Annotated in this window: 11 protein-coding genes; 7 read left to right on the plus strand and 4 right to left on the minus strand. The window is 50.8% G+C overall.

Going from position 1 to position 16391, the window contains the following annotated elements; translation table 11 throughout:
• Positions 1–9: 9 nt before the first annotated feature.
• The 7 genes from ACTJIK_RS22080 (at position 10) to ACTJIK_RS22110 (ending at position 11794) form a co-directional block, all read left to right on the plus strand.
• Positions 10–999: a fasciclin domain-containing protein gene (locus tag ACTJIK_RS22080; protein ID WP_440649707.1), complete on the plus strand. Its 990-nt coding sequence runs from the start codon at positions 10–12 to the stop codon at positions 997–999.
• Between the two features lie 39 nt (positions 1000–1038).
• Positions 1039–3258: an IPT/TIG domain-containing protein gene (locus tag ACTJIK_RS22085; protein ID WP_440649708.1), complete on the plus strand. Its 2220-nt coding sequence runs from the start codon at positions 1039–1041 to the stop codon at positions 3256–3258.
• Between the two features lie 62 nt (positions 3259–3320).
• Complete coding sequence (locus ACTJIK_RS22090; RefSeq protein ID WP_440649709.1) at positions 3321–6683, plus strand: SusC/RagA family TonB-linked outer membrane protein; 3363 nt, start codon at positions 3321–3323, stop codon at positions 6681–6683.
• A 33-nt stretch (positions 6684–6716) separates the two neighbouring features.
• Complete coding sequence (locus ACTJIK_RS22095; protein WP_440649710.1) at positions 6717–8195, plus strand: RagB/SusD family nutrient uptake outer membrane protein; 1479 nt, start codon at positions 6717–6719, stop codon at positions 8193–8195.
• Positions 8196–8240: 45 nt separating this feature from the next.
• Positions 8241–9098: a zinc-binding metallopeptidase gene (locus ACTJIK_RS22100; protein WP_440649711.1), complete on the plus strand. Its 858-nt coding sequence runs from the start codon at positions 8241–8243 to the stop codon at positions 9096–9098.
• A 15-nt stretch (positions 9099–9113) separates the two neighbouring features.
• Entirely contained in the window at positions 9114–10433 is a 1320-nt protein-coding gene (locus ACTJIK_RS22105) for a DUF4302 domain-containing protein (RefSeq protein ID WP_440649712.1), read from the plus strand.
• Between the two features lie 20 nt (positions 10434–10453).
• A complete protein-coding gene (locus ACTJIK_RS22110; protein WP_440649713.1) occupies positions 10454–11794 on the plus strand; it encodes a DUF4302 domain-containing protein in 1341 nt (446 codons plus the stop codon).
• Between the two features lie 227 nt (positions 11795–12021).
• Here the strand turns inward: ACTJIK_RS22110 and ACTJIK_RS22115 are convergent, their stop codons facing one another.
• The 4 genes from ACTJIK_RS22115 to ACTJIK_RS22130 form a co-directional block, all read right to left on the minus strand.
• Positions 12022–12648, minus strand: coding sequence for an RNA polymerase sigma factor (locus ACTJIK_RS22115; RefSeq protein WP_440649714.1), 627 nt, complete (start codon positions 12646–12648; stop codon positions 12022–12024).
• Positions 12649–12895: 247 nt separating this feature from the next.
• On the minus strand, positions 12896–14128 hold the full coding sequence (locus tag ACTJIK_RS22120) for a DUF1624 domain-containing protein (protein ID WP_440649715.1): 1233 nt from the start codon (positions 14126–14128) through the stop codon (positions 12896–12898).
• Positions 14129–14395: 267 nt separating this feature from the next.
• Complete coding sequence (locus tag ACTJIK_RS22125) at positions 14396–15370, minus strand: ABC transporter permease (protein WP_440649716.1); 975 nt, start codon at positions 15368–15370, stop codon at positions 14396–14398.
• A 1-nt stretch (position 15371) separates the two neighbouring features.
• Positions 15372–16391: an ABC transporter ATP-binding protein gene (locus ACTJIK_RS22130; protein WP_440649717.1), complete on the minus strand. Its 1020-nt coding sequence runs from the start codon at positions 16389–16391 to the stop codon at positions 15372–15374.

Genomic DNA, 16391 nt, shown 5'->3' on the forward strand with positions numbered 1-16391 from the left:
TGAAACAACATGCAATACCCGATAAAGCTACTGGGAATAGGTTTGCTGGCTGTCTGCTGGCTCGCTGCCTGCAAAAAGCAGGAGGTGTACCGGGAGATAGATTATAACCGCATCAGCGCCATCGTGAAAGACAATTATAACCTCTCTGTTTTTGCAGCGGCGCTGGACCGTACCGGGATGGGTGAAACGCTCCAGGAAGAGGAAGGTCCGTTCACGGCACTGGTGCCTTCAGACGATGCCTTTGCCCGTGCCGGCCTGGCCGACGTTGCCGCGCTAAAGGCGCGTTCGGCTGCATGGGTGACCGGCATAGTAGATTATCATATAGTGCCGGGGAAATATGAGCTGCATAAATTCCCTTACCTCATTAACCAGGAAGTGCGCACCCGCAACAAGGGCAAGCTTTATATAAGCCGCTGGATCAAAGGCAATAACACGATACTGACCATTAACGGCGCCCGGGTGATATTGCAGGATATGCCTGCTTCCAATGGGCACCTGCAGATCATCGACCGTGTACTGGAACCTTATGCGCATGCAGTACTGGCCGACGCCGTTACGGCGGATACGCTCACCCTGTTTGCCGAAGCGCTGCGCCGCAGCGGCTTAATGGAAATCCTCCAAAAGGAGGGGCCGTATACGGTGTTCGCTCCCTCCAATGCCGCCATGCAGAAAGCAGGTTATGCCACCATTCAGCAGGTGAAAAACACTGATCCTGCGGTGTTGCGGGTGCTCTGCGAATTTCATATCTGTAACGACCTGCGTTTTATCAACGACTATTTGCTTTCGATAGGCGCATCCAACACCGGGAGCCAGCGAATGATCAATTCGTTCACCGCTACCGTAACCCTGCTGCCGGATATGCAGACGCCCGGCGAATACAGGGGCATTACGCTGCGGGCGCCAGGCAATCTTACCGATATATCGATCATCAGGCAGGACATCCTGGCCGGCAACGGTGTATTGCATATGGTAAACGATGTGCTGCGGCTGACGAGATGAGAACCGGTGGTAATCTGTTAAAACAATAAAAATATTCAGATGAATAGTTATAAAGACGGCTCCGGCAGGTTAAACCTATTATGGCTGGCGGTGCTCCTGCTTGCTTCGTTTGCCTGTAAAAAGCATGATGACCGGCCTGAAAAAGCTGTGGCGTTGACCATAACGGAATTTTATCCCAACAGCGGAAAAGCGGGAACGCTCGTAACCATTGAGGGAGAAGGCTTTTCAGCCAGGCTGGAGGGCAACACCGTGCTTTTTGGCTCGGTGCCGGGCGAAGTGGTGGCAGTGGATACCGCAGCGCTGATCGTGCGGGCTCCGAAAGACGGGCAAACAGGCATGGTCACTGTCAACAACGGCTCGCAAGACCGGGAAGCAGGAACATATACTTATCAAACGCTGAGTATTAGCCGTATTGATCCGGCTAACGGACCGCGCGGATCGCATATCCGCATTTACGGAGCGGGGTTCAGCAGCATCAATGAACCGGCCAAAGTAATGATCAACGGCAAGGCGGCAACGGTAGCCAACGCCAACGACACGCTGCTGGTGGCGGAAGTACCCGAAGAAGCCGGCAGCGGCCCGGTAGAAGTGAATGTAGATGGCATGAGCACAAGAGGGCAGCATTTTATTTTTCAGGCCATCCGGGGAATAAAGCCATTATCAGGAGGAGCAGGTACTAAAGTACGGATAAGAGGAGAGGGCTTTGCATCCGCGGCTGCCGGGAACCTGGTCAATTTCAATGGCAAACGGGCGGTAGTGCTGGAAGCCACAGATACCAGCCTGTTGGCGCAGGCGCCGGAGGGCGTGGAAACCGGTCCCCTGGCGGTTACCATCAACGGCCAATATATCACCGGGCCGGAATTCACAATGGTGCCGCCTCCGCAAATTGCTGAAGTAAGCCCGCTGAGCGGCCCGGCCGGTGTAGAGATGATCATCAAAGGACATCATTTCAGTTCGGTGCCGGACGAAAATCATGTATTCATCAATAATAAAGAAGTAGCAATAACCGCGGCAACAAGCGAGGAACTGAAGCTGATCCTGCCGGGCGGCACCGGCGACGGGAAAATAAAAGTAATGGTGAACGACCAGCAGGTGGAAGGCCCGCTTTTCAAAGATCAGAACCTGGGAATTATTGCGATCAGTCCCGATAATGGGCAGGATGGCCTGCGGATAACGATTACAGGCAGCGGATTCGATCTCAATCCCGCCGCCAACCAGGTGACCTTCAACGGAAGCCCCGCGCAGGTATTGGAAGCTACGGCTACCTCGCTGAAAGTACAGGCGCCGGCAGGCGTAACAACGGGCGCGGTGCAGGTAACCGTTGCGGGACAGGTAGCTGTGGCGCCACGGGAATTCCGGAGAACAGGTATGGAAACCATCGCAAGCGGCATATCCAATGTATACAGTATGACAGTGGATGCCACCGGTACCATCTATGCGATGAGCGATCACTCGGTGGTGAAGATCAGCCCGCAGGGAGCGGTAACCATACTGGCTGGCGATGCCGCTGAAAGCGGGCACCAGAACGGGGCCGGGACGGAAGCGCGGTTCAATTTCAGCAATGCTTCTTCTATCGTAATGGATAACCAGCACAATCTTTACGTTTCTGAAAGAGTCAACAATGTTATCCGTAAAATATCTCCTTCGGGTACAGTTACTGACTTCGTATCACTCTCACAACCCGGAAAGATGGTGATGACCGCCGGCAATGTGATCGTGGCCGAGTCAGCAGGTAATGCCACCCGGATCTCACCGCAGGGCGCAGTTACCCGGTTGCTGCCTTCCCGCAATAACCTGCTGGGCGTTTTTTGGATAACCCACGCCGTTGATGAAAATGGCGGGATCTATTTCTTAGACCAGTTTTATCAATACGACAATCAAAACATTGGATATGCCAATCCTGCTTCCGGAGCCGTAACCCTGTACTTCTGGGCAGGCGGCGGTCCTTTTGGTTCTGTTGACGGTATCGGGGCGCAGGCCTCCTTCACCGGTATAAATGGCATGGTGGCGGATGGAAACGGGAACCTGCTTGTAGCGGACGCTACTTATAACAATACAAGACTGATCCGCGGGGTACGCATTGCCGACCGGAAAGTAACCACCTGGTTTAATTTTCCGCGGGGCAGCCACGACGGTCCTTTGTATGAGGCGAAAGTAGATAATATCACCAGCCTCACCGTGGCGCCCGGCGGAGACATTTATTTCTATGATCAATTTGGAAGTCCCGCCGGAGCGGTCAGAAAGATTTTCCTCCGGTAAGAGCGGCGCTTATCGCTCAAAAAAATGTAAGCGGAATTGTTTTAAACACAATGAAAAGATTTATGAAGATGATATACAGGAAACTGACGCGGCTACCAGGCGTCATGTGCATGCTGTTTACGGTAATGGCGACGAGCTGCTTCTGCTCTTTACCTGCCCGTGCCATGCAGCAGCAACAGCAACAGATCACAGGAAAGGTAACCGATACGGCCAGCAATCCTTTACCCGGCGCCAATGTAACGATTAAGGGAGTGGGTAAAGGGGTAACCACGGACGCCAACGGGGCATTTACTATCAACGCTCCCGGGGGTACTGTGCTCATTATCAGCATGACGGGTTATATCCCGAAAGAGATCACCGTTAACGGGCAAACGAATTTTTCGATTGTTCTCCGGGAACATGTACGGGTGCTGGAGGACGTGGTGATCACCGGCTACCAGACGCTGCGCAAACGGCAATATACCGGGGCCTCGGCAAAAGTGAAGGCGGCAGATGTGCGGCGCGACGGCATTGCAGATGTAAGCCGTATGCTGGAAGGGCAGGTAGCCGGCGTATCCGTACAGAATGTTTCGGGTACCTTTGGCGCCGCGCCTAAGATCCGGATCCGTGGCGCATCGTCCATCAATGGCGACAATAAGCCATTATGGGTGGTGGACGGCATTATCCTGGAAGATGTGGTCAATGTATCCAACGAACAACTTTCCACCGGCGATCCGTCAACGCTTGTCGGATCATCCGTAGCCGGCTTAAACCCCGACGATATTGAGAGCTTCGAAGTGCTAAAGGATGCCGCCGCAACCTCCATGTATGGCGCCCGGGCCATGAACGGCGTGATCGTTATTACGACCAAAAAAGGAAAGATCGGAGCCCCGGTGATCTCCTACACCGGTAATTTGTCCACTTACCTCAAACCGTCGTACAACCAGTTCAACATCATGAACTCTTACGACCAGATGTCGATGTATGGAGAACTGGAACGCAAAGGCTGGCTTAACTACGGGCAAACGGCACGGTCTCCCAACGGCGGCGTGTACACGAAAATGGCCGACCTGATCAACCTGTACGATCAGACCAATGGCGCTTTCGGGCTTCGCAACGACCCGGAAAGCCACCGCGCCTTCCTTGAACGGTATGCCTATGCCAATACTGATTGGTTCGACGTGCTGTTCCGCAACTCCCTGATGCAGGAGCATGCCCTCAGCGTTTCCAGCGGCACCGAAAAATCGCAGTTCTATATTTCAACCGGTTATTTGAAAGATAACGGATGGACGATCGGTGATGCCGTGGAAAGGTTTACCGGTAATGTGCGGGCCAATTTCACGCCGGGCAAAAAGGTGAGTTTCGGATTAATTACGCAGGGCTCTATCCGTAACCAGGAGGTTCCCGGAACCTTGGGCCGTCTGAATGATGCCGTGACCGGCGCATTGACCCGTAATTTCGACATTAACCCTTTTAACTATGCGCTTAATACCAGCAGGTCCCTCACAGCCTACGACGAAAAAGGAGACCTCGAATATTTCCGCCGCAATTTCGCTCCTTTTAATATTGTGCATGAGCTGGAAAATAATACCATAGACCTGAGTTTTATGGATTTCAAGCTGCAGGGGGAATTTCAATACAGAATTACGGACGAGCTGAAATTCGCCGTGGAAGGAGCTTACCGCTACGCCAAAACCAACCAGGAACATAAAGTAACGGAACATTCCAACATGGTCGGGGCTTACCGCGCAGACGGCGACGCCACCATTCGCGCCGCTAACAAATTCCTCTACCGCGACCCGGACAATCCGGAGGCGGAACCGAAGGTGGTGTTGCCTTATGGCGGATTTTACAATACCTATGATATTAACCTGTCCAGCAGCAATCTGCGCAATTCCCTGGAATATAATACCCGCATTGGAGACGCTCACAAGATCCGGGCCTATGGTTTTATGGAGCTGCGTAATGCCAGACGCCAGTTCAAGAGCTTTAACGGGTACGGCTACCAGTTCGATAAAGGAGGAACGCCTTATGTGGATCCCGATTTCCTGCGAATGGTCATCGAAGCCAACCAGAATTACTACTCCATGGAATACCGCCACGATCGTTTCCTGGCATATGGGCTCAATGTGGGCTATACTTATAAGGATAAGTACAACCTGGGAGGAACCGTGCGCTACGATGGTTCCAACCAGATGGGGAAAAGCCGCACCGCAAGATGGCTTCCTACCTGGAACCTGAGCGGCTCATGGAATATAGATGGCGAGGACTTTTTCCGTGACCAGCAGGTGCTCAGCCGCGCCACTCTTCGTGCCAGCTATGGGCTCACCGCAAGCAGCGGCCCAGCCGCGAATTCCAGTGCGGTCTTCCTTAATCAGTCGTCCAGGAGGCCCTACCTTACTGAAGTAGAGTCCACCATTCTCCTGGCCAACCTGGAAAATTCAGAACTGACCTGGGAAAAAATGTACAAGGCAAACGTGGGCGCCGACGTTGGTTTTCTGAAGAACCGTCTTTCGCTGACCGTGGATTATTATAACCACCAAAGTTACGACCTGATCGGGCTTGTACGTACAGGCGGGATTGGCGGCGAATCCGTTAAGGTGGCGAATTACGCGAACATGACCTCTCATGGGGTAGACGTTGCCCTTAACGGGAAAATACTCGATCAAAAGGACTGGAAATGGGACGCCATGCTCAATTTCGGGTACAACAAATCCAGGATCACCAGTTTAAAAAATGAGCCCAATATCTGGTCGCTGATCAACCCCGACGGAGGCGCAAAGGAAGGTTACGCCCAGCGGGGATTGTTTTCCCTGGATTACCGGGGACTGGATCCGGAACTGGGAGTGCCCCGTTTTGTGAATGAGAAAGGAGTGGTTTCCGGCTCCGTGTTTCTCCAGGACCTGAATACCAGCCATCTCGTATACAGTGGTTCCATTGATCCGCTGGTTACAGGCGGCTTTTCCAACGGCATTACTTACCGCGATTTCAGGTTGTCGGCTTTGGTAACATTCAGCGCGGGTAACGTGGTACGCTTAAAGCCGGCATTCAGCAGCAGCTATAGCGAAATGGACGCGCTGCCGGAAGAATTCCTGAACCGCTGGTTATTATACGGAGACAATGCAGCCCCATCCGTTCTTGATGTAAGAGAAGAAGCCAACCTGGTAGGCGCTTATCCGTACAATAATTATAACTATAGCACGGAACGGGTAGCCAAAGGCGATTTTGTGCGGCTGAAGCAGGCTATGCTTTCATATAATTTATCCGCAAAATTTCTCCGGAGAGCAAATATCAAGACTGCATCAGTAAGCCTGGTCGGTAATAACCTGTACCTCATTTATGCGGACAAGGCTTTGAACGGACAGGATCCTGAATTTGTAAGTTCCGGCGGAGTTGCCATGCCCGTTCCCCGCCAGTTTACCTTTTCCCTGAAAGTAGGCATGTGACAAAATTGACCATTAACACCAGAAAAACAGAACATGAAAATAAGACCAGGTAACCGTACTGTAGCCTTTGGCACAATGTTGCTGATGGGAATGAGCAGTTGTGAGCGCTATCTTGATGTAAGCCCGGATATGCGCACCGAAGTAAATTCACCTGAAAAAGTCGGCGAATTACTTGCCACAGCCTATCCCCAGGCGAATTATATTCCCTTTACAGAAACATTTTCTGATAATGCCGGGGATAAGGGTTCAGGGCTGGCTCCGCTGACCAACAGCGACCCTTACCATTTCCTGGACGTAGGCGACATCTACCAGGATTCACCCGCTTATTACTGGAACGCGTCCTATGCTGCTATTGCAGCGGCCAATCATGCCCTGGAAGCAATTACGGCGGCCGGGGACAACAACGCCTATCGTCCTTATAAAGGAGAAGCCCTGGTTGCAAGGGCCTATGCGCATTTCATGCTGGCGAACCTGTTTGCTCAGCCATACCAGGCTTTTGCGGCAGCTTCTCTGCCCGGCATTCCTTATGTGACCACCGTCGAAAAAGTAGTGATCGGGAAATACGAGCGGCATACCGTGGCTTATGTGTATGAACAAATTGAAAAAGACCTGCTGGAAGGATTGCCGCTTATTGATGACAGGATATATACGTCGCCGAAATATCATTTTACAAAAGCCGCCGCCCATGCTTTTGCCTCCAGGTTCTATCTTTTCAAGCGCGAATATGAAAAGGCGTTGCATCATGCCAATGCAGTATTCGGGAATAGGAGTTTTACGGACAGGATCCGGCAGGTAAACAGTCCCGCTTACAGGTCGCTGCAGTACAGGGAGCTGGAAGCGCAGTATACGCGGGCGGATAACCCCGCCAATTTACTGCTGGTGGAAGTACCTACGATATGGGGCCGGAGCTATGCATCGTATCGTTATGGATTTACCACAGGTATACTGACCGATATATTTGATAAAGCAAATGTAACGGGAGGATACTGGGGGTATAACATCTATGGAAGTGAGTTGTATTACAACATCCCAAAATTCAGGGAACACTTTGTGCGGCAGTCGCTGAATGCCGAAACGGGCATTCCATACAACATCATCCCCCTGTTCAGCGCGGAAGAAGTATTGTTCAACAGGGCGGAAGCCAATGCCATGCTGGGTAATTATGAACAGGCTATGGCCGATCTCAATGATTATGCTTCCACAAGGATCATCTACAGTTCCGGATCGCCTGTCTACATACCGGAAATCCATGGAATTACCCGCAACAAGCTGCTGTCTTTTTATAATACCTACAATGTACAGCAGGCGCTGATCAACTGCATTTTAGACTTTAAACGGGTTAATTTTTTGTTTGAAGGACAGCGTTGGTTTGATATCATAAGACATAATACAGGCGTGCAGCACAAGACCTCCGACGGCCGTACGCTGGTATTGGGGCCGAATGATCCCATGCGGTTATTCCAGATACCGCAGGAAGCACAGGGTTCCGGAATTGAGTTGAACCCGAGATAACGATACATTGACCGAAACAAAAAAGCGATCATAACCGGAAATAATATGAATAAGTTTATAACCTACATAATGGCAATGCTGCTGATGATCCAGGTTGGCTGCCAAAAGGGGGATACGCTCCCTGATAAGCCGATAACAGACCTCGGCGGCGAGACCTGGGTAAAGGGCCCCCTGGACGAATGGCTGGAAGCGGCATTCCTGGATCCCTTCAACATACAGGTAAAATACAAATGGGACCCCTATGAGCTTAATTACATGCGGAACCTGGTTCCCGTAAACGAGGACAAGGTGAAGCCGGTGATGGAAGCCGTCAGGCAGATCTGGATAATGCCTTATGAAAAGGTGGCCGGAGATGCATTTATGAAAACATATGTGCCCAAACAATTTGTGCTGGCGGGGAGCGCCGAGTACAATACCAACGGGACCATCATACTCGGGCAGGCGGAAGGCGGCAGAAAGATCGTGCTCCTTGGATTGAACCGGTTCGATACCGCCAGCCGGAACGAAGTGCAGCGAATGCTGCACACCATCCACCACGAGTTCGCTCATATTCTGCACCAGACGAAGTTATACCCTTTGGAATGGAAAGCGCTTAACCCGGAATGGTATACGGCTACCTGGTATAACAATACCGATGCGGAAGCCCACCGGCAGGGACTTATCTCTGCTTATGCCAAGGCAAGTCCTGATGAGGACTTTGTTGAAACGGTTTCGTTTCTCCTGGTATTCGGGCAGCAATATTATGATTCGGTCATCAATAAACCGGATGTGCCTGAAAGGTCAAAACAGGTGCTGCAACGGAAAAGAGACATGGTGATCGATTATTTCAACAACAATTTCGACATCGATTTCACAAGCCTGCAACAGGAAACCCAGGCAGCCATCACCGAATACCTGCAATAACACAAAAGCAATCGTATGATTCATATAAACCGATCTGGAAGAACAGGGCTGATCATAGTGCTGCCGCTGATCCTGTTTTTTTCCTGCAAAAAAGAAGAATTCGAAGGGCAACGGCCCGATGAACGGATAGCTGCCGCCCTGGAAACTTATTATGGCACTTTGGCCGGAGCAGAGCACGGGTGGAAAGCGAACCTCTTCCCTGCCGGAGGCAGGGGATTCGGCTTTTTTTTCAGGTTCAACCGCAATAACCGGGTCAGCATGCTGGCGGATATTTCCGACCAGACCAGGAGAACAGCTAAGGAAAGTTCCTACCGCATCCGCGCAACACTTACCCCTTCGCTTTATTTCGATACCTACAACTACCTGCACCAGTTAGCGGATCCCGATCCTGCAGTCAATAATGGCACCCCTGGATTCGGACTGTATTCGGATTTTGAATTTTCCATTCAATATGCATCGAAGGATACTTTGTTGCTGAAAGGTAATTTATTTGGAAGCCGGCTTGAGCTCGTCAGGGCATCAGGCGAAGAAGCCGCAGCTTACGAAGCCGGAAACCTGGCAGCCATGAAGCTCAGCGTATCGCGGTTCCTGGAAGACAGGAAGTTTACCTATATAGAGGATGCAGCCGGAAATATTTATACAACGGCCATTAATACAGCGGAAAATACTTTGCTGGTTAATTACGACAGCGCAGGCACTGTTGCCACCCGGCAATTCGGGCTTTCTTTTTTTGGTACGGACCAGCTGATCATGTCGGCGCCTTTCCGGTATAATAAGTTTCAGTTCGACAGGCTGATCATTGACGCTCAAACCGGGGAATTGCAGGCTGCGCAGGACGGCCAGCATTTCGTGCTGTGGGATACCGACGTGCCGCCATTCTCTTTTAATGCGATGTGGGGCGTCGGGTACGAAAGCATTACCGTGCCCATGGAAACGGAAGCGCAGGGGAACGGGGCGGAGTTCAACCTCAGGAGAACAACTTTTCTTCAAAATGCCAGGACGCTGGTGGCAGCGGGAACCACCTTCCCGGAAATGATGGTAACCATTGACCGGAAGCAACAGTTATTGTTTGTGAACCAGCTTATCCGGCAGGGTGTAAATAATTTCAATGCCAGGTTTGTTTTTTCCTTTACACAACAGGAAGACGAGTACACTTTTAAATACGAAGGAGCCACTGACGATAACGCCGGATTCCTGGAAAATGCGTTCGCGCCTGTTTTAGAGGGATTTCTTAATGGAAAAATGCGATTTGACTATGACCTGGAACTTAGCGACCTAAGGGCTTCAGGTCAAAGCAGCGGCTTGCCCGGCTTTAAATTTGTTGGCAGGCTTTAACGGTCTTTAAAATTAACATCATGAGGATTTTGTCTTTTTATACGTTGCTGGTGGTTGCCGTATTGACTTCCTGTAACAAGGATGGGTTAGAAAATTACCAGGTAGAGAAAACACACCCGGATGCCGAAGAAATGCTGGCTGAATTTACCCGCACCCTTCACTCCGGGTCCCTGGCCTGGCAGGCGGTATTGAACCCTAAGGCGGGTAAGTCTTATACGATGTTCTTTAAAATGGATAAAGGAGGCAATGTATGGACGTTGCTGGACCTTAATTTTACCACCGCCCGCGCGCCAAAGGCCGGTAAGTACCGGCTAAGCAGCGATGTCAATAATGCTTCCATCAATTTTTCGTCCGGCACTTACCTGGACGATGTAACGCATAAGGACGGATACCGTACCGTGGGTGCGGACACCAGTTATTCCTTTAAGTATATGAACGGCGACACCGTTATGTTATCTGGTAATCAATACGGCGATGAGCTCCGGTTAATTAATATCACGACAGAGGAAGAGTTGTACTTTGAAAGAGGGATTTTAGGGAATGCCTTTATCTATCTGTATAATTTTTTTGTCCAGAAACCATATTTTTCTCTTTCCACGCCTGATACAGGACCGGTACAGATTATAATCGATGTTGACAACCGGGGGATCATCTTCTTCCACGGAAAAGATGGGGAGCTGGTATATGCTTCAACAGATTATTCCTACGGAGTGAACAAGATCTTGTTGAAAACACCCGTTCGGATCGGCCCCCACGTGTTCTACGAATTGTCTGTTGATGAGGCTACCGGCGCTTTTTATCTCGCGGACGGAAACAAACGTTTTGACCTGAACGGGGCAAATATGCCGGTGATCCCGCTTCATCTCCTTTTGGGGAACGAATACCCGCCCTATGTATCTTTGCCTTCTCCCGAATATATTGAGCCGTTACCGGGCTGGTCCGATACATTTAAGAACATCTGGCAGCAATCCGCTGATGGTTTGCGTAACAGTGAATTCCAGGCTTCTTTGCTGGTATTTTCCTTTGGTATGGATATCCAAAAAAAGACGATGGACATTGCCGTTTTTTTTGCAATAGACAATGTTACCTACCAGGGTGTTTTCCCGTATAAGTACACCAAGACAAATGATGGTGTATACAAATTTGAAGCGTTGCCGCTTGACGTACGGAATAACCAGCTTCATCTTAATGCTTCCGTTATTCAGCCGCATCTTAAGCCGTTGCTGGATATGGTGCGGGATAATTCCTTCACGGTAAACCTGCATGATTATGGAGGGCCGAGCTTTCTTGCGCAGATGACCAGCGTTGAACGCCCGGGCATATATTTTACCGGCCACATGACACAGTATTATATTCCCTGATCTCCTGTATATCCCTGGATCTCCTTCTTGCCACAATCCTGCCGGCCGCCGGTGTGAACGTACTGCGTTCCCCTGGTGCGCCGGCATTTTTAATGCCTGATGAAATGATGTTGGGAATGGTGTTGAAAAAGATACAGCCATCACTGTTCCCGCCAATTGCAGCGGGTGACGGATATGGAAAGGATGATCGAAGGAGGGGAAAATTAATGAACGGTCTTGTTATAAGCTCAAAGTAAACGGAATATCAAAAGCAGGAGCAGGCCTTCGTTGTAGGTGTTCATTCTCTTACGCAGATAGTCCAGGGAGGAACTCATCTGGTTTCTGACAGTATGGATAGAAATATTTAAACGCTCTGCGATCTCCTCGTATGACAGGTCTTCCTCCCGCTTTAACTGGAATATTTTACGGCGTTGTTCCGGCATCTCTTTTAACATCGACTGGTAGGCAGTTTCCAATTCATTCCTGTTTACCAGCATCTCGGGAGTTACGTGGGTATGGTGTAACTGTTCTAATATATTATCTACCGGCTCTGTGACAATATTCGGTTTTCTGAGATGATTCAGCACGGCGTTTTTGACAGACTGGAAAAGATAAGGCTGTAAATGCTGATCTGTTCGAAGGACAATATCCTGCCTCTTCTGCCAGAGCTTTAACATTACATCCATCGCCAGCTGTTTGGAAACTTCCTGATTTTTTAGCAGCGAATAACTAAATCCATACAGGCGACTGAAATAACGATCGAACAGCACATTGAAATACCGCTCGCCTTCTCTGCAACAACCCTCCAATAATTCAAAATCCGTTAATGCAACAAGCGACTTTTCGCCGCCAGCCATTGAAATTGCGATTTTCATATGCGGTTTCGTGAATGCTGATATACACAATTTAAATATACGCAATTCCTATGAATAATTTATTCGGCAGGTCCCTGGATTTTTGCAATTAATGTTACATTGGTCATTATTTGTATATGTGGTGATGGAGTGTTTGCGATGATCGGACAGTCACTTTGACATTTCAATTTCCCTCCTTCCGAAATATAGCACATCACTACTCATCAGCACATTAGTTATTTTTTATGATCGATTGCGTCAAACGAAGCTACAGGTACCGCAACCACCACTGCCGGTGCGTTTGTTTATAGTGAACAAACCATTTACAAGGTCGGTACAGCAGCGCCACCACTGCTATCCAGAGAACATACACCACGCCCAGGTTAAAACCAAAGTCATATGGGCGGAACAGGAAGGGCGAATCAGCCGCCATCGCTTCCTGCCAGGTGTGGCCGGTGGCAAAGAACAGGATCATGATGACCAGGTGAATGATAAAGAAATGCAGTACGTAATAAAAGAAGGCCACCCTGCCAAACATCGCCAGGAAACCGGCGAACTTTCCCCGCAGGTTGTCTATAGCCGACAATATCAATAACACAGGACCAATCGTAAGACAGCCATATTGCAGGGACACCGGGTACTTGGTCACATTCACGAACGACATGAAAGTGAACAGGCCATTTTTCTGCGGGCCCCAGGGAGCGGGGTCGCCGTACTGGTTGATGATCCGCAGCAACACAAACAAGGCCAGCAGCGCGATACCGGCCAGGTTCAATATTTTTCTTCTGCGGGCGGCGTCAAAACTCTTTTTGAAAACAGGGCCCAGCGAATACCCCAGCAACAGGATGCCCGTCCAGGGAAGAATGGCATAAACCAGGAATACGTTATGGGAGCTGCTGAGTGGAAGTATGTCGCCCTGGGTGGTCAACAATAATTTCCAGAAAAGGCCCGCAGCGCCTTGTTGCGGCAACGACGCATGATCGAGCAGGTTATGCCCGAAGAAAAGGACAAGGCCAGCTGCCAGGATCGCTTTGGGGGAAGTGCGCATCAATAGTCCCAGCCCCACCATGCTCCAGCCGGTGGCCCAGATCACCTGCAATATGAACAGGTTGTACAGGGGGTTGAAGCATAGTCCGAAAGTGATGATGAACAATTCCACGAACACCAGCCAGAGGCCGCGCTTCATGATAAAGGCGCTATGTTCCCTGACGGGCTTGTTTTGACCGGTAAGATAAATGGAGATGCCTGCCAGGAAAACAAAAGTGGGCGCGCAATAGTGACTGATCCAGCGGGTAAAAAATAATACGGGCGTGGTAGTGGCCAGATTGGTTGGTTCGTCTGTCAGTGCCGGCAGATGCAGGAAATGACGTACATGTCCGAGTGCCATGATGATCATCACTGCGCCCCGCAGTATATCGATAGAAACCACGCGTTGTTTCGGAGCAGTAAGCGTATTGACTGTAGTTACAGATCTTTCCGCTTGTGTGAGTGCCTGGTGCATAATTGATGATGCTTTTGGGATTAAAAAAACAACCCGCCTGGCGCAGTAACGAACCGGCGGTAAACTTAAACGCAGCAAAACTACCCGCAGGCGGGCCCTTCGGCAATAGTATATTTGTACTACGCCTCCTGAATGAATAAAGCGGACCAGCAGATATTTTATTCTTCGCCCGAACACGGAGCGCGGATCTGTTTTTCTCCAGGGAAAAATTGAAAGCCCCGGGAACGCTGCGGTCCCGGGGCTTTCTTTGGATCTTTAACTCCTGCTTTATGTCCTTATCTCCCTGCGCATGAACAAATAGTAAGAAAGCGCGAAACACACTACTGTAGCGGCAATCAGCCCGCTCACCTGCGGCCATACCACCAGCAGGCTTTCACGCACCGTGATGGGCGAAGGGATAGCCCCGGCCATTTGCTCCATCGTAAGCGGGCCAAGGCTTCTGACGGATGGCATCAACAGGGTAGTGGTTGCGTCCGCATACAGCTGGCTGGGTACAAAGCGCAGCAAGGTCAGTATTACGTTGTTGTAAGAAAGTATCTCGTCGGGCGTAAGCCGGTTCGGGTCCGGCAGGAACGCTTTGATGACGATATTAAGCAGTATCTGGTAAAAGGCCGTAAAAAACAGCCAGATCGCAATAGCGGTGAGCGCTGAAGTGGCCGTTTGGCGGAACTTTACAGACAGTAATATCGACAGGTTGAGCCAGAACGCGACATACACGATGCTCAGGATCGTGAAGCAGATGATGCGTACAAACTCGGACGGCTCTATGCTCACACCGGTAATGATCAGGCCGCCGCCGATCATCAGCAGGCCGAGTGAGAGGAACAGCGTGCTGATCACGATCAGGGAAGCGGTGAACTTGGCGGTGATAACGGTATCGCGGTATACGGGCTGCGCCATCAGCCTGATGAGCGTGCCGTTGGACTGCTCTGAATTGATGGCGTCGAAGCCAAGACTGATGCCCAGCAACGGCCCCAGGAAACCGATGAACACATGGAATGGCGGAAGCGTTCCGTCTGTGATGGTGAGCAGTTTGAGATACAGGAAAAAACGGTCCGGATCGCCGGTATTTGCCACAGCTTTGCTGATATTGGCCATTGAAACGTACATCGATCCGCAGAAAGTAAGCAGTATCAGCGCCGCCAGGATAATGAACCGCCAGCTGCGCACCTGGTCCGCTACTTCCTTCCGCACTACGACGGAAAAGGGGCTTGCCGCCAGAGACTGCCGCCTGGCCGGCATGTCAGCGTTTTTTGAACCTGCTGAAAAAAGACCGTTGAAATAGACCGGTTGACTTTTCATTGGAAACATCTTCCTTTAAATTATTTTCAAAATAACGGTGATAGATCTCGTTGAGGCCGTAGTTTTTCTTCTGCACGCCCGTTATATCAAAACCTTTGCTGACAAAGAAACGGACGAGGTCAGGCGTAATATCCTGCCCGCCGGCGATCTCCACCACATTGTCCCTTACCGTTACGTTCCGCACGGCGGGCAGCGCGAGGATGTCCTGCTTCGGCACGGCGGCCTGCGCAGGCGCGGTTTGCAGCATTATTTCCACTACGTGGGGCGCGGTGTTGAACAGGTTGGCCGCAAGCGTTTCGATATTGCCTTCCGCCAGTAAGTACCCGCCTACAAAGATGCCTACACGGTTGCAGACCTCCTGCACCTGGTGGAGGTGATGGGAAGAAAGGAGGATAGTGAGCCCCTGGCGCTGGTTGAGCTGCCGGATAAGCTCCAGGAAATCCCTGACCCCGGCAGGGTCTATGCCCAGTGTAGGCTCGTCGAGGATGATCACTTCGGGCTGCTTGATCAGCACGTCCGCCAGGCCCAGGCGCTGTTTCATGCCGCGGGAGAATGTGCCCGTTTTTTTATGCATGGAGGTTTCGAGCCCTACTTCCACAAGCATTTCCCTGGCAAGGCTCTTCACCTGCTGTTCGGGAATACCGTTCAGGCGGCCGATGTACAGGAGGTTTTCCAGCGCTGTAAGTTCATTGTAAAACCCCACATTATCCGGCATGTAGCCCACTTTCCGCTTCACGGGGATCGGTTCCCGGGAGGGATTCAGCCCGCAGATGCGCGCTTCCCCGGAGGTAGGTTCCGTTAAACCGAGGAGCATTAATATCGTAGTGGATTTGCCGGCGCCGTTCGGCCCAAGCAGGCCGAAAATTTCGCCTTTCCCGATGGACAGGTGGAGATTGTCTACAGCTTTCAATGAGCCATAGTACTTGGTCAGCCCATGCGTCTCAATGATTGGTTGTTCCAT

Origin of the sequence: Chitinophaga sp. 22620, assembly GCF_052044405.1 — a bacterium.
Taxonomy (GTDB): domain Bacteria; phylum Bacteroidota; class Bacteroidia; order Chitinophagales; family Chitinophagaceae; genus Chitinophaga.

Excerpts from the sequence above, each read along its gene's own strand:
- ACTJIK_RS22080 (WP_440649707.1), top strand. The coding sequence starts at position 10 with ATGCAATACCCGATAAAGCTACTGGGAATAGGTTTGCTGGCTGTCTGC.
- ACTJIK_RS22105 (WP_440649712.1), top strand. The coding sequence starts at position 9,114 with ATGATTCATATAAACCGATCTGGAAGAACAGGGCTGATCATAGTGCTG.
- ACTJIK_RS22095 (WP_440649710.1), top strand. The coding sequence starts at position 6,717 with ATGAAAATAAGACCAGGTAACCGTACTGTAGCCTTTGGCACAATGTTG.
- ACTJIK_RS22125 (WP_440649716.1), bottom strand. The coding sequence starts at position 15,370 with ATGCCGGCCAGGCGGCAGTCTCTGGCGGCAAGCCCCTTTTCCGTCGTA.
- ACTJIK_RS22085 (WP_440649708.1), top strand. The coding sequence starts at position 1,039 with ATGAATAGTTATAAAGACGGCTCCGGCAGGTTAAACCTATTATGGCTG.
- ACTJIK_RS22115 (WP_440649714.1), bottom strand. The coding sequence starts at position 12,648 with ATGAAAATCGCAATTTCAATGGCTGGCGGCGAAAAGTCGCTTGTTGCA.
- ACTJIK_RS22110 (WP_440649713.1), top strand. The coding sequence starts at position 10,454 with ATGAGGATTTTGTCTTTTTATACGTTGCTGGTGGTTGCCGTATTGACT.
- ACTJIK_RS22120 (WP_440649715.1), bottom strand. The coding sequence starts at position 14,128 with ATGCACCAGGCACTCACACAAGCGGAAAGATCTGTAACTACAGTCAAT.
- ACTJIK_RS22100 (WP_440649711.1), top strand. The coding sequence starts at position 8,241 with ATGAATAAGTTTATAACCTACATAATGGCAATGCTGCTGATGATCCAG.
- ACTJIK_RS22130 (WP_440649717.1), bottom strand. The coding sequence starts at position 16,391 with ATGGAACAACCAATCATTGAGACGCATGGGCTGACCAAGTACTATGGC.
- ACTJIK_RS22090 (WP_440649709.1), top strand. The coding sequence starts at position 3,321 with ATGAAGATGATATACAGGAAACTGACGCGGCTACCAGGCGTCATGTGC.